This window comes from Arthrobacter sp. UYCu712, assembly GCF_040547005.1.
Classification (GTDB): Bacteria; Actinomycetota; Actinomycetes; order Actinomycetales; family Micrococcaceae; genus Arthrobacter.
The window spans coordinates 20847-45056 of record NZ_JBEPOZ010000018.1 but is presented as its reverse complement, the minus strand read 5'-3'; the positions used below and the strand labels follow the sequence as shown (position 1 = coordinate 45056).

Below are 24210 nucleotides of genomic sequence, written 5' to 3'. Positions count from 1 at the left end.
CACCTAATGCGGCCTACCGTAGGTGTACGCAGTACACTTGTCAAGGGAGGACTGTTACGGAAAGGTTGTCGGGATGACTCAGCAGCTGGATACGGCGCGACGGACTCCGTTGAACCGGGAGCGTGTGCTGCAGGCCGCCGTCGCGCTCGCGGATGAAGTCGGATTCGAGTCGCTCAGCATGCGCAGGCTCGCTGAGGAACTGGGCGTGGTGCCGATGGCGCTCTATAAGCACGTCGCGAACAAGGAAGGGCTGCTCGACGGCATGGTGGGTGTCATCATCGGCGGGATCGATCCCCCCGTCCGGGATGCCAACTGGAAGGTTGCGGTGCGGCTGCGGGTGCTCTCGGCGCGTCGGGCGCTGCAGCGCCACCCGTGGGCCAGGCAAGCTGTCGAATCCCGGACCAACAAGACACCGGCCGTCCTTGATTACATGGACTCCTTCACCGGGATGTTCCTGGCGGGCGGCTTCTCTGCCGATCTCACCCACCACGTCATGCATGCGATTGGCGGACGCATGTGGGGCTTCACCCAGGAGTTGTTCCAGGACGCGGCCGACCCTCAAGCACAGCCACCGTCGGAAATACCGGCCGACGCCCGCGCTGCCATGCTCCAGCAGATGGCCGCGCGGTACCCGAACATCGTGGCGATCGCGACATCCATGAGCCACGACGACGGTTCGGTCGTCGGGCACGGCTGCGATGACCAGTTCGAGTTCGAGTTTGCCCTCGATCTCCTGCTGGACGGTTTTGAGCGGCTGCAAGGGCGGGGCTGGACCTCAAAGCAAGCGATGATCGGGCGCCGCTAGCGGGTTCCCACCGTGCCGGGCCGAGCGCCGGACCTCTTGCCGGATGGCCCACTTCGGAGGAGGATATGCGGCACACTCCAGGAGGCCCGGGATGACCCAACTTGGCAAGTTCGAGAAGTACCTGATCGAGGAATTCTTCGACGACTTCCGCTCCGGCGACATGACCCACCGCACGTTCACCCGCCGCGTGGCTTTCATTACCGGGAGTATGGCCGCGGCGGCGGCGGCAATGCTGCTGGTCGGCTGCACCCCGGAGGAAGTCCCGCGCAGCACCGACCCGATGCCCACTCCATCGTCCCCCACCGGGACCGGAACCGCTTCGGCAGGTTCCGTACCCGGGGCCAAGAGCCCGCTGTCCGTCCCGGAAGGCGCCGCGGGCCTGGTAACAGCCACGGTGCGTTTCCCGTCCAGCGGAACCGACATCAGCGCCTACCTTGCCCGGCCGGAGTCCGGAACAGCCGGACCCGCCGTGCTGGTCTGCCACGAGAACCGCGGTCTGACCCCGCACATCCAGGACGTGGCCCGCCGTTTCGCCAAGGCCGGCTACTCAGCCCTGGCGCTGGACCTGCTCAGCAGGGAAGGAGGCACCGCGAGCCTGGACCCGGACGCCGTCTCCGGCGCCTTGACCAAGGCCGGCCCGCAGCGCCACGTCTCCGACTTCGCTGCGGGATTCGACTACCTGCAGTCACAGGACTTCGTGGCGGACGGGCGGATCGCCATGAACGGCTACTGCTTCGGCGGCGGCATCACCTGGCAGGCCGCAACGGACCTGCCCGGGCTGAAGGCCACAACAGCGTTCTACGGGCCCTCTCCCGACCTGGCCAAGGTCCCGTCCATCCAGCCGGCCGTCTTCGGCGTCTACGCCGAGCTGGATCAGCGGATTACCGGCGCAATGCCGGCGCTCCGGGACGCTCTCGGAGGCACGGAGGTCCGGCACCAGCTCACCGTCTATCCCGGCGTAGACCACGCGTTCCACAACGACACGAGCGAGCGTTACGTCGAGGCGCAAGCTACCGCCGCCTGGAACGACATGCTGGCCTGGTTCGGCAGGTACGTCTAAGCGCCGGGATGCCGGGGCTGCCTCCCGGGTCTAGGTCTGCTCGAAGGCCAGCGATGAGGACAGCGCACTGTGGGCGTCCACTTGTGCCAGCAGATCCTTCGCCTTCCGCTCGACACCCTCGACGGCGTCGGCGCCGGCTACCCAGCAGCGGCGGCTGGTCCTCGCCTGCAAGCCGCGCAGGGGCGTCCGCGAGCCTGGCGGGATCTCCGCCCCGCCGGCCGTTCATTCCGTTCCACGCCGAGACGGCCAGCCGGGTGCGTTCGGCGTAGTCCGTGGACTCCGGCGTGAGCAGATCCGTGCGGAAGAATCCCGGTTCGACGACCATGGTGCGGATGCGGAACGGGGCGGCCGTGGAGGAGGAGACCGTCAGCACGAGCCCGGAACGTTGCCGGCGCATCACCGGCAGGGCGGCCCGGGTGATGTTCATCGGGCCGAACAGGTTCGTTTCAATCTGCCAGCGGAACTGCTCCGGGCTGATCTCCTCGAAGAAGCCTGCGATGAAGTTCCCGGCATTGTTGACCAGCACATCGATGCGGCCGAACCGCTCGACGGCGGCCTGGACCGCCGCTTCGGACGCGGCGGGGTCTGTGATGTCCAGGGTGACTACCAGCAGGTCCCCGGCTTCACCTATGGCCTGGGCCACCTTCTCCGGGTTCCGCCCGGTGGCGACCACTGCGTGCCCCGCGGCAAGCGCAGCCTTGGCAATGTCCACACCCATCCCCCGGCCTGCGCCGGTGATGAAATAGACCTTTTTCTCAGTCATGTTCTTCCCATCCTCTTGTCGTGGTGGTTCGCCGGTCGGCGCACTATCCGTGCAACGTGGTTCTGCCGCCGCAGGGACTCCCTCCCCCGGCGGGGTACGCCTAGGCTTGGGGGATGGACAACCGCAACGAGGCCCGCGCGTTTCTGACCTCCCGGCGGGCCAAGATCACGCCGGAACAGGCCGGGCTGCCCGCCTACGGGGGTACCAGGCGGGTGCCTGGGCTGCGGCGCGGGGAGGTCGCCACGCTCGCCGGCATCAGCATCGAGTACTACACCCGCCTGGAACGGGGCAACCTTGCCGGCGTCTCCGAAGACATGCTCGAGGCAGTGTGCAGGGCGCTGCAGCTGGACGAGGCCGAGCGGGCCCACCTGTTCGATCTGGCCCTCGCCGCCTCCGCGGGCAGCAGGGCGCGCCGTCGTCCCGCCCCGAAGCAGCTCATCCGCCCCGGGGTGCAGTTGGCGCTCAACGCGATCACCGGTGCGCCGGCCTACGTCGGCAACGGGCGCCTGGACATCCTGGCCGCGAACCCGCTCGGCTACGCCCTGTACAGCGACATGTTCGCCAACCCGGCACGCCCGGCAAACCACGCCCGGTTCATTTTCCTGGACGACCGTTCCCGCTCGTTCTACCCCAACTGGGAGCGCGCGGCCAACGACACTGTCGCGATTCTGCACACCACGGCCGGCCGCGACCCGTACGACCGTGCCCTCACGGACCTGATCGGTGAAATGTCCACCCGCAGCGACGAGTTCCGCACCCGGTGGGCAGCGCACAACGTCCGGCTGCATTTCACCGGCGCCAAGCACTTCCACCACCCGGTGGTCGGGGACCTCCACTTGCTGTTCGAGGCCATGGAACTGTCCGCCGACACGGGACTGTCACTGTATGTCTACAGCCCCGAGCCCGGCAGCCCGTCCGACGACGCCGTCCGGCTCCTTGCGAGCTGGGCCGCGACCGACCAGCAGGACGTCCAAACGGAACGCGCCCACTCCCCCAAAGGCAGCTGAGTCACACCCGGTCCCCGGCACGATGTCATGGCGGCCCGCAGGGTGCTATTTTGTCCGGATGGACGTGCTCGACTGGCTGCTCGACTCTGACCCTGCGATCCGCTGGCAGGTCCTGCGCGATCTCACGCGCACACCGCCGGAGGATCTGGCCGCAGAACGGGCCCGCGTTGCCACCCAAGGCTGGGGCGCCCGCCTCCTCGCGCTGCAAGGCGACGACGGACAGTGGGACGGCGGGACGTATTTCCCCTCGCACTTCGGCGAATCCGAGAAGGGCCAACCCTGGACAGCGACCACCTACAGCCTGCTGTTGCTGCGCGACTTCGGGCTCGATCCCCGCAGCGACGGAGCCCGCCGCGCCGTCGGCTTCGTCCGGGAAAACAGCCGCTGGGAGGAGGGCGACCAGCCCTTCTTCGAAGGGGAAGTGGAACCGTGCATCAACGGGATGGCAGTCGCGCTGGGCGCCTACTTCGGCGAAAACGTCGACGGCGTGGTGGCCCGTCTGCTCGGCGAGCAGCTTGCCGACGGCGGCTGGAACTGTGAAGCGGAAAGAGGATCCACCCGTTCCTCGTTCGGCACCACGATCAACGTGCTCGAAGGGTTGCTGGAGCACGACCGAGCGAGCGGCGGGTCCCCGGCCGCGCTCGCAGCCCGGCGCCGTGGCGAGGAGTACCTGCTCGAGCGCCGGCTGCTCCGGCGCAAGACAACCGGCGAGCTGATCGACCAGGACTGGCTGCAGGCCTCGTTTCCGACCCGCTGGCAGTATGACGTGCTCCGGGTTCTCGAGTACTTCCGCGCCGCCGGCGGGCCGCCGGACACCCGCATGGCCGAGGCCATCGAGGTGGTGCGCTCGCAGCGGCAGCCGGATGGCACCTGGCTGCTGGAGAACACTCATCCCGGCAGAGTGCACTTCGCGCTGGAGGACGGAGACGGGCGGCCGAGCCGGTGGAACACGCTCCGGGCGCTCCGTGTCCTCGACTGGTACGGAAACTCCTAGGCTGGTGCCGCCAGGAAGATCCGCGTCTCGCGGACGTTGCACGGGTTTTACCCAGGGTTAACCTGCCCGGTCTTGTATGCCCGTACGGTCCGGACCCAGACTGGATATCACGAGATGGATGATCCAGCGGGATCGTCCGACCAGACCAGCGGGCACGGGCGCAGCGATGCGCTGAGGCCGATCCGCGGCGATGACGCTGCGGCAGTCCCGCAGACCGGGAGGATAGCCATGGCCGGCACATTTGAAGTGTTCTTGGACGACGAGTCGAATTTCAGGTTCCGGCTCAAGGCACCGGACGGCACCGTGATGGCTGTGTCGGCGGCATTCGACACCAAGTCAGCGGCTGTCGCCGGGATCGCCGCCGTCCGTGAATACGCCGGCATGGGGTTGATCGCCGACCTCTGCCCGGCCGGCATGCTGCAAAAACCCGTAGCCGCGGCAGCCCCAGGCGCGGTTCCGCAGGCCAAAGACGGCCGCCGCAAGCCGGCCGAGGACTTCCACATCAGGGCCAGGGCACTGCGCCGGGCGGCAACAGCACCCCGGTGGGCCGGCGCGGCGTAGTTCTTCGACTCAGCCGTTCTTCAGCAAGGCGACGTCGGAAACCAGGTCGATGTGCTCCAGCATGGCCGCCGCCGCTCCCGCTGAATCCCCGGCCCGGATCGCGTCCGCGATCTTGCGGTGCGAAGCCAGCGACTGCTCCGGACGGCCAGGCTGGCCGAGCGATTCGAGGCGCGTCTCCAGGATCATGCCCGCAATGAAAGTCATCAGCTGGGCCAGCACGGCGGAGTGCGCCGCCGCGGTCACCGCCTGGTGGAAGAGCTCGTCGCCCCGCGCACCCTTGGCACCGGAGGCCACCTCTTCGGCCATCGCGTCGAGTGCCGTGTCGATGGCCTTCATGTCCTCATCGCTGCGCCTCGCGGCGGCGAGTTCGGCCAGCTTTACCTCCAGCGTGCTCCGCGCCTCAACGATCTCGGGCAGCCTGCTGCGGTGCTCGCGGAGGCCCTTGATCACGGAGGGGACATTGGGGCGGTAGACCAGCACCGCGCCAGTGCCGTGCTGGACGTCTATCACGCCGAGCACCTCCAGTGCCACGAGGGCCTGGGCCAGCGTTGCCCGCGAAACTCCCAGCCGCTCGGCGAGTTCCCGTTCAGCCGGCAGCGTGTCTCCGGGCCCCATCTCGGCGGACTCGATGAACTCCATGATCTGTTCGACCAGTTGCTCATAAAGCCGGGGCCGGGAAACGCGGGAAATCTGGTGCGTTGCTGCCTGCTTTGCCATGCGCGTCCTTCCGGGGGTCCTAGGTACCCAGACTACCGGAGAACTATTGACAAAGACACCTAGTGTCTAGGAGGCTAGGCCACTAAGCCAGTCAACCACCCGCTTTCTGATCCGGAGGAACAACGATGTCCGCTCCCGTCCTGTCCATCATCATCCTGGCGGTGATGTTCCTCCTGGCCACGGTGCTCCCCCTCAACATGGGTGCCCTGGCCTTCGTGGGCGCATTCCTGCTCGGCTCGGTCGTGCTGGGAATGTCCACCAACGACATCCTCGCCAACTTTCCGGGCGGCCTGTTCCTGACGATTGTCGGGGTCACCTACCTTTTCGCGATTGCGCAGAACAACGGCACCATTGACCTGCTGGTCCGGGGCGCGGTCCGTTTGGTGGGCAGCAAGGTGGCTCTCATCCCGTGGGTCATGTTCGCCATCACTGCGGTGATCACCGCCGTCGGCGCACTCTCCCCCGCCGCCGTCGCCATCATCGCGCCGATTGCGCTGAGCTTCGCCGCCAGGCACAAGATCAACCCGCTCATGATGGGCATGATGGTGGTCCACGGCGCGCAGGCCGGCGGTTTCTCCCCCATCGCGGTCTACGGCGTGACCGTCAACGGCATCATCGCCAAGACCGAGCTGGAAGCCAGCCCCCTCGCGATCTTCCTGGCGAGCTTCGTCTTCAACCTCGCCATTGCCCTCGTGTTGTTCATCGTTCTCGGCGGCAGCAAACTGCTGTCCACCAGCGGCGGCCGCCTCATGGAACACGCCGCTGAAAAGCGCATGTCCGTCAGCGTCGGGGCCCGCGCGGCCGGCGTCACGCTGCAGGGCTCGGGATCCGACATTTCCGCCGCCGGCGTCTCGTCGAAGGGCACCTCCGGCTCGGGCGCAGCCCCGTCAACCGGTTCAGCCGGGTCCACCGGGGCCGGCGCACCTCCGGCCAGCGGCGCCCGCGCGTCCCTGCCCCAGCTCGTCACCATCCTGGGCCTGATCGCCCTGGCCGTGATCTCCCTCGGCTTCAAGGTGGACGTCGGGTTTGTGTCCATCACCATCGCCATCATCCTGGCCCTGGTCTCCCCGGCAGCCCAGAAAGGCGCCGTCAACAAGATCAGCTGGTCCACCGTGCTGCTGATCTGCGGCATGCTCACCTTCGTGGGCGTCCTGGAAGAGGCCGGCACCATCAAGTTCGTGTCCGACGGCGTGGCCCACCTGGGCATGCCGCTCCTGGCGGCCCTGCTGATCTGCTACATCGGCGCAGTGGTGTCAGCCTTCGCGTCCTCCACCGCCATCCTCGCGGCCCTGATCCCCCTGGCCGTGCCGTTCCTGGCCACCGGTGAGATCGGCGCCGTCGGGGTCATCGCCGCCCTGGCCGTGGCCTCCACAATCGTGGACGTGTCCCCGTTCTCCACCAACGGTGCCCTGGTGCTGGCCAACGCGCCGGAAGACGTGGACAAGGACAAGTTCTACAAGCAGATTCTCGCCTACAGCGGCATCGTCGTCGCCGCCGGTCCCGCCATCGCCTGGCTGGTCATGGTGGTCCCGGGCTGGATGTAGCCGGCCAGGCAACCACTGCACCACCGCAACTGCAGGCACCCCACGCAAGAGAAGGAAGACCATGACGAGCACTGAACCCACGCCGCAAGCCGAAGGCCCCCTCGCGGGCTACCTTGTGGTCGATTTGAGCCGCGCATTGGCCGGCCCGCACGCCGGGATGATGCTGGCCGACCTCGGCGCGCGGGTGATCAAGGTGGAGAACCCCGGTACCGGAGACGATACCCGCGGCTGGGGACCGCCGTTCGTCGGACCCGAGGACGATCCGCAGGCCACCTACTTCCTGTCCTGCAACCGCAACAAGGAATCCATCGCACTGGATTTGAAGAGCGACGACGGGCGGACAGTGCTGCGCGAACTCCTGAAGCGCACGGATGTTGTCATCGAGAACTTCCGGCCCGGTGTGCTGGACCGGCTGGGGTTCTCGGCCGCGGAGATGCACGCCCTGAATCCGGCGCTGGTGGTGCTGTCGATCACCGGGTTCGGGCACGACGGGCCGGAGTCCCGGCGCAGCGGCTACGACCAGATCCTGCAGGGCGAAGCCGGCCTCATGTCCCTGACCGGGTCCGGGCCGGACGATCCGCAGCGCGTCGGCGTGCCGATCGCCGATCTCCTTTCCGGAATGTACGGAGCGTTCGGCACACTCGCGGCACTGCTGCAGCGTGAGCGGACGGGCCGGGGCCAGATCGTGCGCACGTCCCTGCTTGCCGCGCTGATCGGGGTCCACGCGTTCCAGGGCACCAGGGCCACGGTTGCTGGCGAGGTGCCGCGGGCCCAGGGCAATCACCATCCCTCCATCGCCCCCTACGGCCTGTTCCCCTGCCGGCAGGGCAGCGTACAGATCAGCGTCGGAAGCGAAAAGCTCTGGACCACGTTCGCTTCGACATTCGGAATCGACGCCGCACGGCCGGAGTTCGCCACCAACGCGGACCGCGTGCGCAACCGGGAGAAGGTCATCGAAGATATCGAGCAGGCCTTCTCCGACTTCGAGGCAGAACCGCTGCTTGCCAAACTGAACGACGCCGGGATCCCGGCCGGCAAGGTCAGGACCCTGGCCGAAGTGTACGAATGGAAACAGGTCCACTCGCAGGGGCTCGTGATCGACGTCGACCACAAAATCCTCGGCACCGTAAGCCTGCCGGGTCCGCCGCTGCGGTTCTTCACCGCTGCCGACACCGCAGAAACCACATTGAAGACGCATACCGCACCACCGCTGCTGGACCAGGACGGGGACCAGATCCGGCACTGGCTCGGACTGGCGCCGGCCGGCGGAGCCGGCTCCGCGGCCGGCACAGCGCAGGAAGGCTGACGCATGCTGACACAGCAGAAAGTACGGCACCTCGACGCCGCCGAACTCATCACCGCCGTACTCGATCCCGGGTCATACCGGAGCTGGGACACCCCGGTTGTGGACCCGGGTCCCGGCCCGGAGTACCGGCAGGAACTGGCCGCCGCCCGGGCAAAAACCGGGGTGGACGAATCGGTCCTCACCGGCGAAGGCCTCATCCGAGGCCGCCGGGTCGCCGTGATCGTCAGCGAATTCCGGTTCCTCGGCGGTTCCATCGGGCTGGCTGCAGCCGAACGCATCGTCACCGCCGTCGAAAGGGCCACCCGCGAAGGGCTTCCGCTCCTCGCAGGTCCGGCGTCGGGCGGGACCCGCATGCAGGAAGGGACCATCGCCTTCCTGGCCATGGTGAAGATCAGTGCTGCCGTCCGGGCCCACCGGCAGGCCGGGCTGCCCTACCTGGTCTACCTCCGGCACCCCACCACGGGCGGCGTCATGGCGTCGTGGGGCTCGCTTGGCCACATCACCGTGGCCGAGCCCGGTGCCCTGCTTGGCTTCCTCGGGCCCCGCGTCTACGAGGCCCTCCACGGCGTGCCGTTTCCGGAAAATGTCCAGGTGGCCGAAAACCTCTTCGACAAAGGACTCGTCGACGCAGTGGTCCCGCCGTCGCAACTGTCCGACGTCGTCCACCGCGCCCTGAGCATTTTGGTCGCGGCTCGACGTCCGCCTGTCGCCGCTCCCCCGACGCTGTCCGTTGCACCGTCCGGAGCCACTGCGTGGGAATCGATTGAAATCTCCCGGAATCCGCGCCGGCCGGACCTTCGCCAGCTGCTGGCGCACGGTGCCCGGGATGTGCTTCCGCTCAACGGCACCGGCCAGGGCGAAAAAGACCCCGGCCTTCAACTGGCCTTGGCCCGGTTCGGCCAGGAATCCTGCGTCGTGATAGGCCACACAAGGCCCCGGCCATCTCAGCAGACGGCGATGGGTCCGGCGTCGCTCCGCGAGGCCCGGCGCGGCATGCGACTGGCCGAGGAACTCGGTTTGCCGCTGGTCACCGTCATCGACACCGGTGGCGCGGCGCTCTCCCGGGAGGCGGAGGAGGGCGGGCTGGCTGGCGAGATCGCCCGGTCCCTGCACGACCTGATCGGGCTCAACTCGCCCACGGTGTCCGTGCTGCTTGGACAGGGGGCCGGGGGCGGGGCCTTGGCGCTCCTGCCCGGGGACCGCACCATCGCCGCCCAGCATGCCTGGCTGTCGCCGCTGCCGCCCGAGGGTGCCAGCGCCATCGTCCACCGCAGCATCGACTTTGCACCTGCCATGTCCGAAGCCCAGGGCATCAATGTCGCGTCCCTCCACGCCAACGGCCTCGTTGAACACATCGTGGATGAACGCGGCGACGCGTCCCTTGAGTGCCGGGCGTTCTGCCAGCGGATGGGCCGGGCCATCGAATACGAGCTCGCCACCCTCGCATCCGCCGGGATCACCGAATTGCTGCCGCGGCGGCTGGAAAAGTACCGGAACCTGGGCAGTAGGCTGAACTCGACTTCATGGACAGGAGGCCCAGGTGGCTGAGCAGACTCTGACCGGGGTGATGGCCGAGCTGGCCGCGCTCGAGGACCCGAGGGCGCGGGAGGTGAACGAGAAACACGGTGTGAACCTCAGCAAACTGCGCGCGGTCGCGAAGCGGCTGAAGACGCAGCAGGAGCTCGCACGCCAGCTCTGGGAGACGGGCGAGACCGCGGCGAGACTGCTGTCGATCCTCATCTGCCGCCCGAAGGCGTTCGAGCGCGGCGAATTGGACGTCATGTTGCGCGAGGCGCGCACTCCCAAGGTGCACGACTGGCTCGTGAACTACGTGGTGAAGAAGAACCCGCACGCCGAAGAGCTGCGCCAGGCCTGGTCCGCGGATCCGGATCCAGTGGTCGCGAGTGCCGGCTGGGCGCTGACCACCGAACGGGTGGCGAAGAAGCCCGAGGGCCTCGACCTCGCAGGACTGCTCGACGTCATCGACGCGGAGATGAAGGAAGCCCCGGATCGCCTCCAGTGGGCGATGAACCACTGCCTGGCGCAAATCGGGATCGAGCACGCCGAGCACCGCAGCCGTGCAATCGACATCGGTGAGCGCCTGGAGGTGCTCAAGGACTACCCGACTCCGCCGAACTGCACGTCTCCGTTCGCGCCCCTCTGGATCAATGAGATGGTGCGCCGCCAGCTCGCGACGTAGGAAGATCCGCGCTCACGCTCGCATCCGACGCTTACACAACGAGATCCTGCCGCGGCGGCCGGCAAAGTGCCGGGCCTGGGCTAGCCGGCCGGCGTCACGACGTCCTCCAGCACTGCCCTGTCGAAGAAGCGGATCTCGCCCGTCGCTTGGAAGTACACGGGAACCACCGAGGTGCTCGGGTCCTTCGAGGTTTCGAAGATCTCGGCTGCGCTCCCGTGTTTGCGCGCAATGGTTCCAATCAAGTCGGTGCCGCGAACCCGGACGGTTCGAAATTTGTAGCTCATGGGGACCCCTTTGTCGGTTGGTGCAAACCTACACCTGGGACCTGCGGCCGGTCCGATCCCCACGGACCCGCTGCGGTTCCGGACATTCCGGCTCTGCCTGGTTAGCCCGCGGTGGTTTCTGTCATCCGGGGCGGATCCGGGCTCACCAGCATCTCCGGCGCCCGCGAGACCAAGAGCCATGTGGGCAGGATGACCAGGCACAGGAGGGGCAGTACGGCAATGTCACCGGATACGGCGACGGCAAAGAAGAAGGCCATCCATCCGTCGCGGGCCACCGCAAGGACCACCCCGAGGATTCCACAGGCGACCGCCAGGCCAAGCGGCATGGTTGGAACGAGTGCGTGTGCAACTGTTCGAAAGGCAGACCCGATGGTGACCCCTTGAACAAGGTGATCCGCCCTCCGACGGCTCCCGGAATACCGAGAACGACGCCACCGAGCGTGAGGTAGATGACCGGGTGCCGGAGTCCGTGGAAGAACCTGTGGATGTAGGGAAACAGGAACACCGCGGCCAGCCCGAACAGTGTCGGCGATGCCGACACGAGCGGGTGCCTTATCAGCGTCATGGTCAGCGAGCCAGCGGCCGCCGCGACCAGCGGGAGGAAGAGGCGGTCCCACAGCGCCCCGCCCCCTTGAGACCGGCGACGATGCCCGTAAAGAGGAGAGCGGAATACGAACGCATCCAGACGCAGAAGATGACCAAACTTCCCGGTGTCCACCGCATCATGTCGCATCCAATGATGAAACTGATCAAGAGCCTGGACTGAACTCCGGATATCTGTTGAGGAGGGTACCCACAGCCATGCCCGCAGAGAAGCCCTGCGACTTGCCACTGGCAGGACAAAGCCAAAAGCGGCCGGACGCACAACCCGGGACGCCCTGCGGCTTTCGAGTTCAAGTCAAGAGTTCGGGCTCTAATTCTTTGTGTGCAGATGCAAGACTGTCGGCATGAACATTGTCGAATTCCTTGAGGCCCGCATCTCCGAACAAGAGGCCGGCATCCAAGGTCGAAACTTCATCGAGAGCCAGGCCAACGGCACAGCAACGAGCGACAACATGGCCGTCCCCCCGCCCCTCACAGAGGCGCTTCTGGCGGAGTGCGCTCACCAGCGGGGAATCCTGGCTGATTGGAAGGTGGCCGCTGAGGCGGACGGCATCACAGATCCGGCAGATGCTGACGGACCCGTTGCCCTCGCCCGCCGTTCCGTGTTGATCATCCTCGCCGCCAACTACAAGGATCACCCCGACTACAACTATGCATGGGCGCTCCATAGCTGAAGGTGGATGGCCCAGCCTCCCACCCGTCGGCTTCAATCCCGCCGACGCCACGTGGGATTGCCCGTGTCACGGTTCCCGCTTCGCCATCGACGGCTCCGTCATCCAGGGTCCGGCCACCCGGAACCTCCCGCCCCGGCCTGCGCCATAACCAACTGTTCCATTCGGCGGACCGAACGTGAAGTATGGTGCCATGAGTTCAACATATGAAGCATCCCGTCCCGTCTCGTCCGACACTCCCGACGCTGTCGCAGCCGCGGTCCGGGCCGCCACCAAGGAGCTGAGCGAGACTCTGCAGGGCCGCGGCATCGACGTCGCCTACGAGGACGTCGCCCGCCTGGGGCACTCAGAGTCGTGGGACGACGAAGGCCAACGCTGGGTCCAGGTCGTCTGGGACGCCGAAGAGGCGCCTGCCCCCGGACCCGAGGCCTGACGCCGGCGCACCATTGGAGCGATGAGGTCAGGCGCGCGAGGTTGTCGGCGACTTTCTCGCCAATCGGCCGCCGCATCCAGTCCTCGAGCTGCAGTTCCCGGCTGTCCTTCCGATAACCGTCTTCAATCCCCCGCATGTCATCGACCAGCTTGCGTCCGTGCACCAGCACGGATACTTCCATGTTCAAGCTGAAGGAACGGATGTCCATGTTGCTGGATCCAATGACGGCAACGTCCTCATCGATGGTGAAGTTCGAGTGCAGCACTTTCGGGGCCCGGTACAGGTAGATCCGCACGCCGGCGCGGAGCAGGGCCTCGTAGTATGAGCGCTGGGCGTGGTAGACCAACTTCTGGTCACCGATCTCCGACACAAAGAGCTCAACACTCAGTCCGCGGGAAGCCGCCGTGACAATGGCCAGCAGAATCGAATCCTCGGGCACAAAGTACGGGCTGGTGATGCTCACGCGGCGCTCGGCCTTGTGGATCAACGCAGTGTAGAGCTTCAGGTTGTTGTCGTTGTCGAAACTGGGACCACTTGGCAGGACCTGGGCGTCGATATGCCCCGACGCCTCTCCGAGGACCACGGGGCTGGTGTTGAGCGACAGCAGGGTATCTGACTCGCTATACCAGTCGGTCGCGAACACCGCATCGAGCTCACGGACGGCCGGCCCCTCCAGGCGGACCATCCGTTCGTGCCACTCCAGGTTGTTGTTCGTGTTGTAGCCGGCGTCGAACAGGTTCTGCGAACCGGTGAATCCCACCCTTCCATCTACGACGACGATTTTCCGGTGGTTCCGCAGGTCGGGGCGCTGCCACTGTCCGTGCAGCGGCCTCAGCGGGAGCATCGCAAAATATTCGACTCCTGCCTCCTGCAGAAAGACCAGGGTTTCCTTCCGGCCGGGATAGATCAGGCCCAGCGTCGCCGGATCGATCGTGATGGTCGGCCTTTCGGCGGTCGGGCTGCGCTTCCTGCCGGTCAGGCCCGAGGTGGACAGGGACGTGTTCCTGTCATGGTTTGGCCTGTTCATCGGCACAATCCTCATTGCTTACGCCATCTACCTGTTCACGCACAAGACCACGTCGGACAGCGCCGTGCTAGGAAAACTCAAGACGAAGTTCCATTCAGCCCGGCCCTGGCAGTTCGTGGTCCTCGGCTTGGGACTTAACCTGCACCCGAAGGCCCTCCTGCTCGCCGTCACAGCCGGTGCGCTGATCAGCGTCCGGGAACCGCCGGTCCTCGAAGGATCGCTGTTCGTCCTCGCCTACGCCGCCGTCGCCCAGTCCGCCGTCGTCCTGCCGGTCGCCGTCTGGATGCGTTCCCCGGAGCGTGCGGAAGTGCCGCTGACTGCCCTGTACACCTGGTTGCAGCGGAACGGGCGAAGCATCGAGGCCATCGCCACACTGGCCATCGGGCTGTTCATCGTCGGCTACAGCATCCTCCAGTTCATATCGGCAGGAAACTAGTACACGATTGATTGAATACACCAGTGGCTGTACTTTGGATTTATGGAAGCCCTCACACATGCACCGGTACTGGCGCGGTTCGGCTACGCGGTGTCCGATCCGACCAGGGCCCGGATCCTGCTAGCACTGGCAACGGATCCGGCGTACCCCTCGGACCTCGCCGACGCCCTTGGAGTTTCACGGCAGAGCATGTCGAACCACCTCACCTGCCTCCGCGGCTGCGGACTTGTGGTCGCCGTTCCGGACGGCCGCCGGAGCCGGTACGAACTCGCCGACGCGCGGCTGGGCCACGCCATCGGCGACCTGATCGGCGTTGTCCTCGCCGTGGATCCGGCCTGCTGCGCCCCCGACGGGACGTGCCTGGCATGACGGCACTCCGGCTGGGACCGGACCCCGTCCGCCGCGCCGTGCTCACCCGGCGCATCCGCCGCTTCGCCGCCGCAACCATCAGCTACAACGTCATCGAGGCGGTCGCGTCGCTCTGGGCCGGCGGCGTGGCCGACTCTTCCGCGCTGATCGGCTTCGGACTGGACTCCGTGATCGAGGTGGCGTCCGCCGTCGCCCTGTCCTGGCAGTTCTCCGCCAAAGACCCGGAACGGCGCGAACACCTCACGCTGCGGATCATCGTGGTCTCATTCTTCGCCCTTGCCGCCTTCGTCGCCGTCGACTCCGTCACGTCCCTGGCGGGCGGCGGCGAGGCCCGGCATTCGACCCCGGGCATCGTCATCGCAGCCCTGAGCCTGGCCATCATGCCGGTGCTCTCGTGGTTGCAGCGGCGGGCCGGGCGGGAACTCGGCTCCCGCACGGCGGTGGCGGACTCCAGGCAGACGCTGCTCTGCACCTACCTCTCGGCCGTGCTGCTTGCCGGGCTGGTGTTGAACAGTGCCCTAGGCTGGTGGTGGGCCGACGCCGGCGCCGCTCTGGTGATCGCCGGGATCGCCGTCCGGGAGGGCGTCAACGCGTGGAAGGGGGACGCCTGCTGCGCCGGCTCCGCACCAGCCCCCGGACCGAATCGCGTGAGCATCGAACCCGCCCACCACAACCAGGAAGGCATCCCGCACCCATGACACGTACCTCCACGAAAGCCGTGCCCGCCCCGAACGATCCTGCGAGGAAGGCCCGCCTGGTCATCTGGATCCTGCTGGCGGCCATCGTCGCAGCCGGCCTCATCTGGTACGCCGTGTTCACCGCGAACAAGCCCGCGCCGGCGGCCCCGCAGCCGGCGGCCAGCGCGCAACTGGTCCGCGAGGACAGCCACCGCCTCAGCTCACCGGGCGTCGAAAAAGCGCAACTGGTTGAGTTCCTGGACTTCGAATGCGAGTCCTGCCGCGCAGCCCATCCGCTCGTGGAGGAACTGAGGAAGGAGTACGGCGACCGGGTCACCTTCGTGAACCGCTACTTCCCCCTCTCCGCGCACCGGAACTCCGGCACAGCCGCACTGGCCGTCGAGGCTGCCGCGCAGCAGGGCAAATACGAGCAGATGGTGGCGAAATTGTTCGAAACCCAGCCCGAATGGGGTGGACAGCAGGATTCCCAGGCACCCGTCTTCCGGATGTACGCGCAGGAGCTGGGGCTGGACCTGGCCACCTACGACGCCGCAGTGGCTGACGAGAAGACCAGCGACCGGATCCGGAAGGATATTGCCGACGGCAACGCACTGGGGGTCGCTGGCACACCCACGTTCTTCCTCAACGGCAAAAAACTGACGCTGAACACCGAGGCGGACTTCCGCCAGATGCTCGCCGACGCCGCAAAGTAGGGCGATACACCGGTCAGCGGGACTCGAATGCACGAAAGCCCGGCCGGGGATATCCCGGCCGGGCTTTCTTGGTTGATCGAACGGCGCGCTCGGTCGTGCGCCTTCCCGGGCACTGCGATCCGCCCGGTTCGCGGCTACGTCTTAGCCTTCACATTCAATGCAGTAGACGTGGCCGTTCTTTTCCCGCGCGATCTGGGAGCGGTGCCGGACCAGGAAGCAGGAGTAACACGTGAATTCGTCCTCCGCCTGGGGGATGACCTGCACAACCAGTTCCTCGGCGACAAATTCGCCGCCCGGGACGATCGAGTCGTCCATCGAGTCGGTCTCGTCCAGTTCACGCACGACGCTGCGGGCATCCGGGGCGTTCGCGGATTGCAGCGCCTCCAGGGAACTCGCCTGGGATTCCTTAACGTCGGAACGTACTTCGTCGTAATCGGTAGCCACCTGAGTGATTCTCTTTTCTTTGGCGGGCTTGTCTGACAGAGGTTCAACCCATAGAAGTCCTCAAGTATTCCCTAGTACGGGCCCGCAGGAAAATGCGGGCTACTTTTTTACTTCCCGCCGACGCCGTGACGGGCCCAGCGCCGTGCGCGCCGGGCCGGCTTCCACCCGGGGCGGGACAGCCATCCGGGCGTGCACGGACAGCCGATTAGGCCGGCTGCCGTGATGCCTGACAGTGTGAACCGGAGACGACGTCGAAACGCGGAGATTCCCGGTCGGGACGATTTCGCCGTTTCCAGCGTTGGAGTAATTGGCGGGCCCTCTCACAGGCCGAAGGCCTCCACCCTGACCGTGCCGGTGGTATACCCTTCCCAAGGTCCCCCGGCGCCCCACCATTACCAGGAGTTTGTTTGCTGATTGTCCTAACAGGAATAGACGGCTCGGGAAAGACCACAGCCGCCCAGGCGACGGTCGCCGCCGCCCAACGGGACGGCAAGGACGCGCTTCTGCTCAGCAATTACGCCGGCCGGCGCAGGATGTCGCTGCTCAGCGCACGGTTTGGGGTGCAGCTCCACCCGCGGCTGGCTGATGCCGCGGAGACAGTACTCCGCACCGCAAATGTGCTGATTTCCCATGCCAGGGCCTACAGACACCCGGGCTTGGTGATCATGGACCGTCATTTGCATTGCCAGCTGGCGCTCCGGCAGGCGCGAGGCCTCCCCCGGGGAAGGTTCCTCCCTTCCCTCCTCAGGCATCTGCCACAACCTGACCTGGTCGTCCACCTCGTTGTCGACCCCGAACAGGCGCACGAAAGAGTGATGGCACGTGGCACCGATTCGGAGACCATCGAGGAGCTCGAAGCTCTCAGCACCGGATACGAATCGTCGCCCGAATACGCGCATTTCACCGAGCTCCCCGCATCAGGAACACCGGCAGAGGTGCTCTCCGGGCTGACGGCCGCCATTGCCGGCGCCGCTAACCGTCGGGGCGACCAGGCTGGGACAACCCGCCCGAGCCGCCGGACCACGGACTAGGCGGGACGCTAAGCCCGCGGGACCACGGACTAGGCGGGACGCTAAGCCCGCGGGTCCTCCCCTGTCCGGATAAGACGTGCGACGACGGTGTCCACCGGAGCGGTGGTGTCGATTTCGCGGGTTGATGATTTTCGGAGCATGGGCTCGACCGTGAAGATGTTGTGCGCTATCTCGTCGCGCTCGGCCGCCCGCTTTCCCTAGACATTCGTCGTCCGGGTAACCAGACGGCCAAAGAGAACGTCGTGCGGTGCGCTGAGAAGGACGACGGCGTCGAACCGGTCGTGAAACCGGCCCTGGTTGAGACGGTGCCGGACACATACAGGACGCCGGACCGTTCCTGGCGAGGAGCGACGCCATCCTTCGCTCGTCCCACACGCAGTCACCGTGCACATCGATACACCACGAGTCATAGTCGGTGTCCACCGTATCGAAGCCCTGCAGGTCCAGCTCGCGCAGAAGCGTCGACTTACCGGCGCCGGACATCCCGGTCACGAAGACAACACTCATGGGGACCCGGCAGGCGCAGCAGGAACCGTCAGTCGGGGCGCCACAACAATCTGGACTTCATCTTCGTAGAGCAGGGATCCCGGGTCGTCGGAGTGCAGCACGTGGAACTCAATCCCGTGGCGACGCAAGAGCTCTTTGTAGAAAGGCAGGTCCGCCAGCAGGTGCTTCGCGGTGGTCTTGAACCACGACTGGGCGGTGGGGTTGATTCCACGGTCGTACACTGACGCATCCACGGTCGCCGGGTCCGGGCAGGCGGAGTCGAACCGGTCGTTGGCCTGCCGCCACGCGGCCCGGTCCTCCTTGCTGAGCTTCCCGCCATCGGCCAGACCATTTGCGAGCGCGAAAATTCCGGGATAGGTGCCGCGGCCATTTGGATGCCTTGCCTGGTAGCGGACGTACCTCGGCTGCTCGGCGGCCGGCCGCCGCTGCGCCAGCAGGACAGCCTGGGGCGACTTCTCCCGGGGCCCGGGGCCGCGTGTCATCCGGGCGACCACCTTGAAGCCGGCAACAGTGAGCTGTTCGATGACGGCCTCCGGTGCGAAGAGGTGCGCTTCCATCGACACATCGTGCCCGTAGGCGCGCGAGAGTTGCCGAGGGCCATCGCCTACCTGGAAGCTGAACATCGCGTGACCACCGGGAGCCAGGACACGGTGGAACTCCGCAAAGACCCGCGGCAGGTCACCGGGCGGCGAATGGATGATCGAATACCAGGCAAAGACCCCGCCCAACGCCATATCGCTGTAAGGAAGGTCCGCCAGTTCGGCGACCTCGAAGCTGAGGTCAGGATAGGTCCGGCGGGCTACGTCAACCATTCCAGCGGACAGGTCGATTCCTGCTACATCGATTCCCAGTGTCGACAGCAACCGGGTCATGCGGCCTGCCCCGCAACCCGCATCGACCACCGGCAGGGCGGGCCCGCCGCTCACGCTGGCGGCGAAGGACTCGATCATCCGGCGGTCTTCCGGCGCCTCGAAGCTGGCATCGGGCAGCAGCCTCGCGTAGCTCTGTGCGACGACGTCGTATGCCGACCGGACGAGGGCAAGACGATCATCACCATGCATCTGGACAGGCTACCTCCGGCGGCCGCGCCTGCCGTCCACCGTTGCCGAGTGTCAGAAACAGGTAGTGGCCTCTCTATTGTGCTGCCGATCCCGTCCTGTAGCCTTGGCGCCATCGCGTCAGCCAGCGGTGCACGAGGGGGGGGACCGTCGCACCGGCGTTCCGGCACCGCCGGAAACCCTCCGATTTGCCCCCCTCCTACCTCTTTCCGGCGTGCTTCACCACGCCGCACGGGTCCGTCTCCCGGCAGGCGGACCGGCCGATAGAACGGGGATCACCTTATGCAGCGACGCATCACACCGGCAGCCCTTGTCCTCACCGCACTCGTGGCGCTTACGGGCTGCGGGGCAGGCACAGGCAGCGGAACGGCAGCGGCCTCACCGGCTACCGCGGAAACCCAGAGCGCCACACCCACACTGGCTAAGACCTACAGCAACGAGGACCTCACGGCTCTGATCTCCGCGCTGAAGGACTCGGAGGGCCGCCCGTTGACGGTGGTTCCTTCAGCACAGATCGACCAGGGCATCATCAAATCCAAGGAACTGCTCAAGTCCGCAGTCTTCACGCCTACTGCCTGCAAAGTCCTCGCCGACAGCAACTCCCAGCTACCGGAGAACAGCACCTACGCTGCGGGAAGCACCATGTCGGCGGCCGACAAGGCGGCAACGGTCGTTACGGTCATCGCGCTCCAGGACGCACAGACCATGACCGCCCAGCTGAAGGCAGCCCGAAGCGCAGCCACGCAATGCCAGACCTTCACCATCGAGGCCGCCGGCCAGAAGATCACGACCGAGACCACGCCCGTGGGTGCCGCCACCGCCGGGGATGAGTCGTTTGCCGCCCTCGCCAAGCAGAGTTTGGGTACCGGGGCGGAACAGACTGTCCTCACCGTCACCGGCGTCAGGGGCAATCTGGCGGCCACCGCTGTCAAAGTGGGCCCCGCCGTCACCGAGGAGGCTTCCGCCGAACTCATCCAACTGATCAACGCCATCCTTGCCCACGGCTGATGCGGGGGCTACTGCTTCCCGTACTTCTTGTGCACCGCCTGCTTGCTGACACCCAGGCACAACGCGATGGCCTCCCAGGACAGCCCCGCTTGCCTCGCCTTCCGGACCAGCGCCCCCTCGGCCCGCCCTACTTCCTTCCGCAATTCAGCCACGGCATACAGCGCCTCGGCCGGTCCTTTGCCATCCATTGACCCCACGAGTGTTTTCATCCGTCCCACTTCCATTTCGTCAACATTAGTTGACGTGACGGTAGACTTCAATGGCTGCAGGTGCATGGGGTTTCATTCGACGACGAAAGGCGGGCGGTGTGTCCTACTCATTCCAAGTCACCTTTGACTGCCACAGCATCGAGGTCATGACGCGCTTTTGGGCGGTTGCCCTGCGCTACAACCTCGAAGAGCCGCCCGCCGGATACCCGGGCCGGGCGGAATTCGCCGCGGCCCAGGACATCCCGGATGAACTATGGCGTGGCGCCGTAGTCGATCCGTCCGGCAACGGCCCCCGGCTGTTCTTTCAGCCCGTCCCCGAGGGCAAGGTCGCGAACAACCGCGTGCACCTGGACATCCACGCCAGCGAGGGGCCGGGATCCAAAGAGGACGGACGACGCCGGGCCCTCGCCCATGCGGATATATGCGTTGAGGCCGGAGCCACCCTCTCAAGAGTGTTCGACGGCGACGACGGCTGGCACGTCGCGCTGCTCGACCCCGAGGGCAATGAATTCTGCATCCAGTGGCTGCAGCCCCGGGAGGCCGCGGCACCAACTAGAGCGGTCCGCCTGCGGCTTCGGGCGTACCCGAGTCCTCGGGCGGTCCGCCATGGCCGGCTCCATGACTGTGGCCCCCGCCTTGCCGGCCGCCGCGCGGGTCCGCGTCGCCCACGCGTTCACGGGCAAGGAAAGTCTCAACGTCAAAGAGATTTTCGGCACGGCGCGCAACGTTGAGCAGCGTCGACATCGATGCCACTTCCTCGACCTGCTCCTTGAGGAACCACAGCATGAACTGCTCACCCAGTGCGTCATTTTCCGCCCGGGCCGCCGCGAACAATTGCTTGATGCGGTCAGTCACCTCAACCTCCTGGGCGAGGGCAAGAACCAGGGGCTCCTCTGCCGACGCAAAATCATTCCGGACCGGATCGATGCCCGGGATAGTGACTTTGACGCCGCGGTCCAGGATGTACCGGACCATCATCATCGCGTGGTTCCGTTCTTCGAGCGACTGACGGTAAAAGTGCTTGGCAAGCCTGGGAAGATCCTGCCCGTCGAACCAGGCGGCGATGGCAATGTATTGCTGGGAAGCCGCAAACTCATTCCCGACCTGCCGGGTAAGGAGTTCGTTGAATTGCGCGCTCATGGGAACACTCCTCGGATCGGTGACTAAGGCCGCGCACCCGGGGGCGCCGGGACCTTGCAACGGGCCCGGACTGCCGGAGGACCTGACACGAGAGTCCCCCGCATCGGACATCCGCGTCAAGACCCTACTTGTGGGCCGGCAGGGATCTATCCGGCGTCTTAGATTGAACAGGAAATTGAACGGGAGCGACGTGCGCCGGCACTGTGCGCCACTGGCCCGGGCACGAGGGAGGCAGGCAGGCAGGCAGGCAGGCAGGCAGGCAGGCAGGCCACGAAATCACTGCGGCTTTGCCACCCCTATCCAGCGCTTAGGTGACAGACTGGCCATTGGACCAGATACTACGACGGATGGAGATCGTGGTGGCCGACAGTGCTGGTGCCGTCCTGCACGACGGGACCACTATTCCGATCACGGTCAGAGGTAACGGCCGGACGCTTCTCCTCCCCGCCAGGGTGGAGCCCTATCCCGCGGCAGACGCCGCGACGATGCGTGCGCGGGGCGCAGACCCGGACCTGGGGCCGAACCTTGTGTCCAGTCTCTCGCGGTCCTATCGGGCAATCGCCGCCGACTACGAAGGACACCGGATGGCGCATCTGGCGCCCCACACCCTCACTCCGGAGAACATCAGCGCCGATTTGCTGGCCATCGCAGACGCCGGCCACGCCGACGGGTTTGGCTATTTCGGGTACTCGTGGCTGGCCCTCTGCGGTTTGCAGCTCGCGATCCGCACCAACCGTCTCTGGGCGTTGGTCATGGGAGGATTCCCGCCGCTCGACGGCCCGTACAAAAGCATGCTCGCGGTGACCAAGGCGGCGCACTCCGTGGCCGCCTGGGCAGGGCAGCAACCTCCCGAGTCGGATGCGACGGCGGAACCGGGTGACTGGGACGCAGCCACGATACAAGCGAGCGAAGCGCAAACACGGCAGTTCCCCACCCTGTACGACGCGCTCCAAAGCTTCGACGACGCAACGGCCCCAGTCCCCCGCGGCCTGCCCCGGCTGGTGTTTGCCGGCTCCGCCGATCAAATTGTTTACGGACCCCGATGGGGAGACGTAGAAGTGCGGATTGGACCGGCGCTGGCCGAACATGAGCGGGAGCTCACCGCGGCCGGGTGGGACGTGCAGGTACTGCCCGGGCTCGGCCACCTCGGTGCGACGCAAAGCGCAGTTGTTGTGCCCCTCCTGAAAAGCTGGCTCGAAACAGCGGGCCCGGACAAATGACCGGGTGAAGAGATCTCATGCAAATGCTCCCCCGCATCACGGTGGAGGTGCCGGTCCTCGCCATCGGATCGGTGCCCTCGGACTATGAGGAACTGGCCAGCCACGTCGACGCGCTGCGCCGGCGGAACGGGCTGCACATGACCCTGCTGCACATCGGCGTACTTGAGGATTTTTGCCGGGATGTCACGCAGTGGACCAACGGCGTCACCAGCGTCGAGGATGCCACCTTCAAGACGGTTGCCTGGCTGACGGCGCTGCCGGTGCTGCGGGGCTTTTCCGGCAGCGCCGAAAGGTTGGTCGTTCTGGGCGGCGGAGGCGTGTGCGGGCTGGAAGTGGATGCCCCGCAGCCGGTGCATGACTACCAGGTCGGCCTCGTGCAGGCGCTGCACGAACTGCTGGACGAGCTGCTCGTGGACAACATCGACGACTTCATACTCGGCTCCCGCGCCCTCGGTTTCCGGTACCCCCGTTGGGCACCCCACATTGCAGTGGGGCGCCCGAAGACGAGGGGCTCCGGCCCCTGGGAGATCGGCGCGCTGGGAGTCGAGTTCGGCGATTCGAGGATCAGGAACCGCCAGCTGCTGCCGCCCCTCGGCGCCGGTTGAGTGCGCCGGGCGCCGTATCCTCAGTGCTGATGGTGACCGGTTTGGTGTTGAGCCTTGCCGGTGCTGTCCTGATGTGGCTGCCGCCGTCGGGTGCGTATCTGCGCCGCCGCCCGGTGCGGTCCGGCGTCTAACCGGCCGCGGAAGAAGCTTCTGGATCGTCAATGTTCGACGTCGTCCGCGGGGATAGCCTAGGGAAATGGAGGACAAGTGACGGTGCGGAGCGCAGGCATTCTGCTGTACCGGCGGAGCGCCGGACCGGAACTGGAAGTGTGGATTGCCCATATGGGCGGACCCTTCTGGGCCCACAAGGATGCCCGTGCCTGGTCGATCCCCAAGGGCGAATACCTTCCCGACGAGGACCCCCAGGTTGCAGCCCAGCGGGAGTTCGCCGAAGAAATGGGCACCCCGGCACCGCCCGCCAACTACGCCCTGTTGGGTTCCTTCCGGCAACCCTCGGGCAAGATCATCACGGTCTTCACGGCCGAGGCGGACTTTGCCCCCGAGCGGATCGCAAGCAACACCTTTCCGCTTGAGTGGCCGAAGGGATCCGGCATAGTCCGGGACTATCCCGAGATCGACGACGCTGCATGGACCACTGAGTCCGATGCCCGCATCAAGCTGGTACGGGGCCAACTGCCGATCCTGGACGCGCTCGTCCGGAAGGAACAAGCCGGCGACGCCTGACGGGCGAGGCTCGTATTCAGGGCGCCGCTTTCAGCACAGAGCAAAAGCGGCCGCCGCTGAAAGCATTTGCCATTGCTGGCATGCCGGCAGACTGCCATTCTTGGGGAATCCGCAGCCCTGGTATGGACCGAAAA

28 protein-coding genes and 2 pseudogenes are annotated in these 24210 nt (G+C 66.2%); 21 read left to right on the top strand and 9 right to left on the bottom strand.

What is annotated here, in order from left to right:
- The first annotated feature begins 73 nt into the window (after window positions 1-73).
- Window positions 74-805 carry a TetR/AcrR family transcriptional regulator gene (locus tag ABIB51_RS16280; RefSeq protein WP_354189826.1) on the top strand — a complete coding sequence of 244 codons (732 nt, stop codon included), beginning with the start codon at window positions 74-76 and terminating at the stop codon, window positions 803-805.
- Between the two features lie 91 nt (window positions 806-896).
- A complete protein-coding gene (locus tag ABIB51_RS16275; RefSeq protein ID WP_354189825.1) occupies window positions 897-1865 on the top strand; it encodes a dienelactone hydrolase family protein in 969 nt (322 codons plus the stop codon).
- On the opposite strand, the gene ABIB51_RS16270 is transcribed toward ABIB51_RS16275, so the two are convergent.
- The gene (locus ABIB51_RS16270; protein ID WP_354189823.1) at window positions 1816-2628 is read right to left on the bottom strand and encodes an SDR family NAD(P)-dependent oxidoreductase; all 813 of its coding nucleotides are present in this window, start codon (window positions 2626-2628) and stop codon (window positions 1816-1818) included. The genes ABIB51_RS16275 and ABIB51_RS16270 overlap by 50 nt on opposite strands.
- A 113-nt stretch (window positions 2629-2741) precedes the next feature.
- Here ABIB51_RS16270 and ABIB51_RS16265 point away from each other — a divergent pair, with 113 nt between their 5' ends.
- From ABIB51_RS16265 to ABIB51_RS16255, 3 genes are all read left to right on the top strand, one after another.
- Window positions 2742-3635, top strand: a complete 894-nt coding sequence (locus tag ABIB51_RS16265) for a helix-turn-helix transcriptional regulator (RefSeq protein WP_354189821.1) — start codon at window positions 2742-2744, stop codon at window positions 3633-3635.
- A gap of 58 nt (window positions 3636-3693) precedes the next feature.
- Window positions 3694-4629 (top strand): prenyltransferase/squalene oxidase repeat-containing protein, encoded by a 936-nt coding sequence (locus ABIB51_RS16260; RefSeq protein ID WP_354189819.1) that lies wholly within the window; start codon window positions 3694-3696, stop codon window positions 4627-4629.
- A gap of 114 nt (window positions 4630-4743) precedes the next feature.
- Entirely contained in the window at window positions 4744-5190 is a 447-nt protein-coding gene (locus tag ABIB51_RS16255) for a YegP family protein (RefSeq protein WP_354189817.1), read from the top strand.
- Window positions 5191-5199: 9 nt separating this feature from the next.
- Here ABIB51_RS16255 and ABIB51_RS16250 read toward each other — a convergent pair whose 3' ends face one another.
- A complete protein-coding gene (locus ABIB51_RS16250) occupies window positions 5200-5907 on the bottom strand; it encodes a FadR/GntR family transcriptional regulator (RefSeq protein WP_354189815.1) in 708 nt (235 codons plus the stop codon).
- A gap of 125 nt (window positions 5908-6032) precedes the next feature.
- Here ABIB51_RS16250 and ABIB51_RS16245 point away from each other — a divergent pair, with 125 nt between their 5' ends.
- The 4 genes from ABIB51_RS16245 to ABIB51_RS16230 all read left to right on the top strand — a co-directional run bounded on the left by ABIB51_RS16245 (window position 6033) and on the right by ABIB51_RS16230 (window position 10957).
- Window positions 6033-7451 (top strand): SLC13 family permease, encoded by a 1419-nt coding sequence (locus ABIB51_RS16245; RefSeq protein ID WP_354189813.1) that lies wholly within the window; start codon window positions 6033-6035, stop codon window positions 7449-7451.
- A gap of 61 nt (window positions 7452-7512) precedes the next feature.
- Window positions 7513-8757 carry a CaiB/BaiF CoA transferase family protein gene (locus ABIB51_RS16240; protein WP_354189811.1) on the top strand — a complete coding sequence of 415 codons (1245 nt, stop codon included), beginning with the start codon at window positions 7513-7515 and terminating at the stop codon, window positions 8755-8757.
- A gap of 3 nt (window positions 8758-8760) precedes the next feature.
- Complete coding sequence (locus tag ABIB51_RS16235) at window positions 8761-10305, top strand: carboxyl transferase domain-containing protein (protein ID WP_354189809.1); 1545 nt, start codon at window positions 8761-8763, stop codon at window positions 10303-10305.
- 19 nt (window positions 10306-10324) lie between these two features.
- Window positions 10325-10957 carry a DNA alkylation repair protein gene (locus ABIB51_RS16230; protein ID WP_354189932.1) on the top strand — a complete coding sequence of 211 codons (633 nt, stop codon included), beginning with the start codon at window positions 10325-10327 and terminating at the stop codon, window positions 10955-10957.
- 80 nt (window positions 10958-11037) lie between these two features.
- Here the strand turns inward: ABIB51_RS16230 and ABIB51_RS16225 are convergent, their stop codons facing one another.
- Both ABIB51_RS16225 and ABIB51_RS16220 read right to left on the bottom strand, forming a co-directional pair.
- The gene (locus tag ABIB51_RS16225) at window positions 11038-11241 is read right to left on the bottom strand and encodes a hypothetical protein (RefSeq protein WP_354189807.1); all 204 of its coding nucleotides are present in this window, start codon (window positions 11239-11241) and stop codon (window positions 11038-11040) included.
- A gap of 101 nt (window positions 11242-11342) precedes the next feature.
- On the bottom strand, window positions 11343-11567 hold the full coding sequence (locus ABIB51_RS16220) for a hypothetical protein (protein ID WP_354189805.1): 225 nt from the start codon (window positions 11565-11567) through the stop codon (window positions 11343-11345).
- A gap of 621 nt (window positions 11568-12188) precedes the next feature.
- Between ABIB51_RS16220 and ABIB51_RS16215 the strand changes: the two genes are divergently transcribed.
- Entirely contained in the window at window positions 12189-12518 is a 330-nt protein-coding gene (locus tag ABIB51_RS16215) for a DUF6221 family protein (RefSeq protein WP_354189803.1), read from the top strand.
- Window positions 12496-12666: a Rieske 2Fe-2S domain-containing protein gene (locus ABIB51_RS16210; RefSeq protein WP_354189801.1), complete on the top strand. Its 171-nt coding sequence runs from the start codon at window positions 12496-12498 to the stop codon at window positions 12664-12666. Before ABIB51_RS16215 ends, ABIB51_RS16210 begins: the two co-directional genes overlap by 23 nt.
- A 295-nt stretch (window positions 12667-12961) precedes the next feature.
- On the opposite strand, the pseudogene ABIB51_RS16205 reads toward ABIB51_RS16210, so the two are convergent.
- Window positions 12962-13849, bottom strand: a pseudogene (locus ABIB51_RS16205) (phospholipase D-like domain-containing protein); the annotation flags it as partial.
- 34 nt (window positions 13850-13883) lie between these two features.
- Here ABIB51_RS16205 and ABIB51_RS16200 point away from each other — a divergent pair.
- From ABIB51_RS16200 to ABIB51_RS16185, 4 genes are read left to right on the top strand one after another with little or no spacing between them, the layout of a single operon-like run.
- The gene (locus ABIB51_RS16200) at window positions 13884-14411 is read left to right on the top strand and encodes a GAP family protein (protein WP_354189930.1); all 528 of its coding nucleotides are present in this window, start codon (window positions 13884-13886) and stop codon (window positions 14409-14411) included.
- A gap of 42 nt (window positions 14412-14453) precedes the next feature.
- A complete protein-coding gene (locus tag ABIB51_RS16195; protein WP_354189799.1) occupies window positions 14454-14780 on the top strand; it encodes an ArsR/SmtB family transcription factor in 327 nt (108 codons plus the stop codon).
- The gene (locus ABIB51_RS16190) at window positions 14777-15478 is read left to right on the top strand and encodes a cation diffusion facilitator family transporter (RefSeq protein ID WP_354189797.1); all 702 of its coding nucleotides are present in this window, start codon (window positions 14777-14779) and stop codon (window positions 15476-15478) included. Before ABIB51_RS16195 ends, ABIB51_RS16190 begins: the two co-directional genes overlap by 4 nt.
- Window positions 15475-16170: a DsbA family protein gene (locus ABIB51_RS16185; protein WP_354189795.1), complete on the top strand. Its 696-nt coding sequence runs from the start codon at window positions 15475-15477 to the stop codon at window positions 16168-16170. The genes ABIB51_RS16190 and ABIB51_RS16185 overlap by 4 nt, the downstream gene beginning before the upstream one ends.
- A 141-nt stretch (window positions 16171-16311) precedes the next feature.
- On the opposite strand, the gene ABIB51_RS16180 is transcribed toward ABIB51_RS16185, so the two are convergent.
- Complete coding sequence (locus ABIB51_RS16180) at window positions 16312-16614, bottom strand: DUF4193 domain-containing protein (RefSeq protein ID WP_354189793.1); 303 nt, start codon at window positions 16612-16614, stop codon at window positions 16312-16314.
- A gap of 407 nt (window positions 16615-17021) precedes the next feature.
- On the opposite strand from ABIB51_RS16180, the gene ABIB51_RS16175 reads away from it, so the two are divergent.
- A complete protein-coding gene (locus tag ABIB51_RS16175; protein ID WP_354189791.1) occupies window positions 17022-17645 on the top strand; it encodes an AAA family ATPase in 624 nt (207 codons plus the stop codon).
- Between the two features lie 503 nt (window positions 17646-18148).
- Here ABIB51_RS16175 and ABIB51_RS16170 read toward each other — a convergent pair.
- Window positions 18149-19213 (bottom strand): class I SAM-dependent DNA methyltransferase, encoded by a 1065-nt coding sequence (locus ABIB51_RS16170; protein WP_354189789.1) that lies wholly within the window; start codon window positions 19211-19213, stop codon window positions 18149-18151.
- A gap of 279 nt (window positions 19214-19492) precedes the next feature.
- Between ABIB51_RS16170 and ABIB51_RS16165 the strand changes: the two genes are divergently transcribed.
- The gene (locus ABIB51_RS16165; RefSeq protein ID WP_354189787.1) at window positions 19493-20218 is read left to right on the top strand and encodes a hypothetical protein; all 726 of its coding nucleotides are present in this window, start codon (window positions 19493-19495) and stop codon (window positions 20216-20218) included.
- A gap of 8 nt (window positions 20219-20226) precedes the next feature.
- Here ABIB51_RS16165 and ABIB51_RS16160 read toward each other — a convergent pair whose 3' ends face one another.
- Window positions 20227-20442 carry an AsnC family protein gene (locus tag ABIB51_RS16160; protein WP_502916158.1) on the bottom strand — a complete coding sequence of 72 codons (216 nt, stop codon included), beginning with the start codon at window positions 20440-20442 and terminating at the stop codon, window positions 20227-20229.
- A 35-nt stretch (window positions 20443-20477) separates the two neighbouring features.
- On the opposite strand from ABIB51_RS16160, the pseudogene ABIB51_RS16155 reads away from it, so the two are divergent.
- Window positions 20478-20885 (top strand): annotated as a pseudogene (locus ABIB51_RS16155) (VOC family protein); the annotation flags it as partial.
- Between the two features lie 94 nt (window positions 20886-20979).
- Here ABIB51_RS16155 and ABIB51_RS16150 read toward each other — a convergent pair.
- On the bottom strand, window positions 20980-21567 hold the full coding sequence (locus tag ABIB51_RS16150; RefSeq protein WP_354189783.1) for a ferritin: 588 nt from the start codon (window positions 21565-21567) through the stop codon (window positions 20980-20982).
- A 359-nt stretch (window positions 21568-21926) separates the two neighbouring features.
- On the opposite strand from ABIB51_RS16150, the gene ABIB51_RS16145 reads away from it, so the two are divergent.
- The 3 genes from ABIB51_RS16145 to ABIB51_RS16135 all read left to right on the top strand — a co-directional run bounded on the left by ABIB51_RS16145 (window position 21927) and on the right by ABIB51_RS16135 (window position 24076).
- Window positions 21927-22787, top strand: coding sequence for an alpha/beta fold hydrolase (locus ABIB51_RS16145; RefSeq protein ID WP_354189781.1), 861 nt, complete (start codon window positions 21927-21929; stop codon window positions 22785-22787).
- A gap of 17 nt (window positions 22788-22804) precedes the next feature.
- The gene (locus ABIB51_RS16140) at window positions 22805-23392 is read left to right on the top strand and encodes a hypothetical protein (protein ID WP_354189779.1); all 588 of its coding nucleotides are present in this window, start codon (window positions 22805-22807) and stop codon (window positions 23390-23392) included.
- 207 nt (window positions 23393-23599) lie between these two features.
- Window positions 23600-24076 carry an NUDIX hydrolase gene (locus ABIB51_RS16135; protein ID WP_354189777.1) on the top strand — a complete coding sequence of 159 codons (477 nt, stop codon included), beginning with the start codon at window positions 23600-23602 and terminating at the stop codon, window positions 24074-24076.
- Window positions 24077-24210 lie beyond the last annotated feature (134 nt).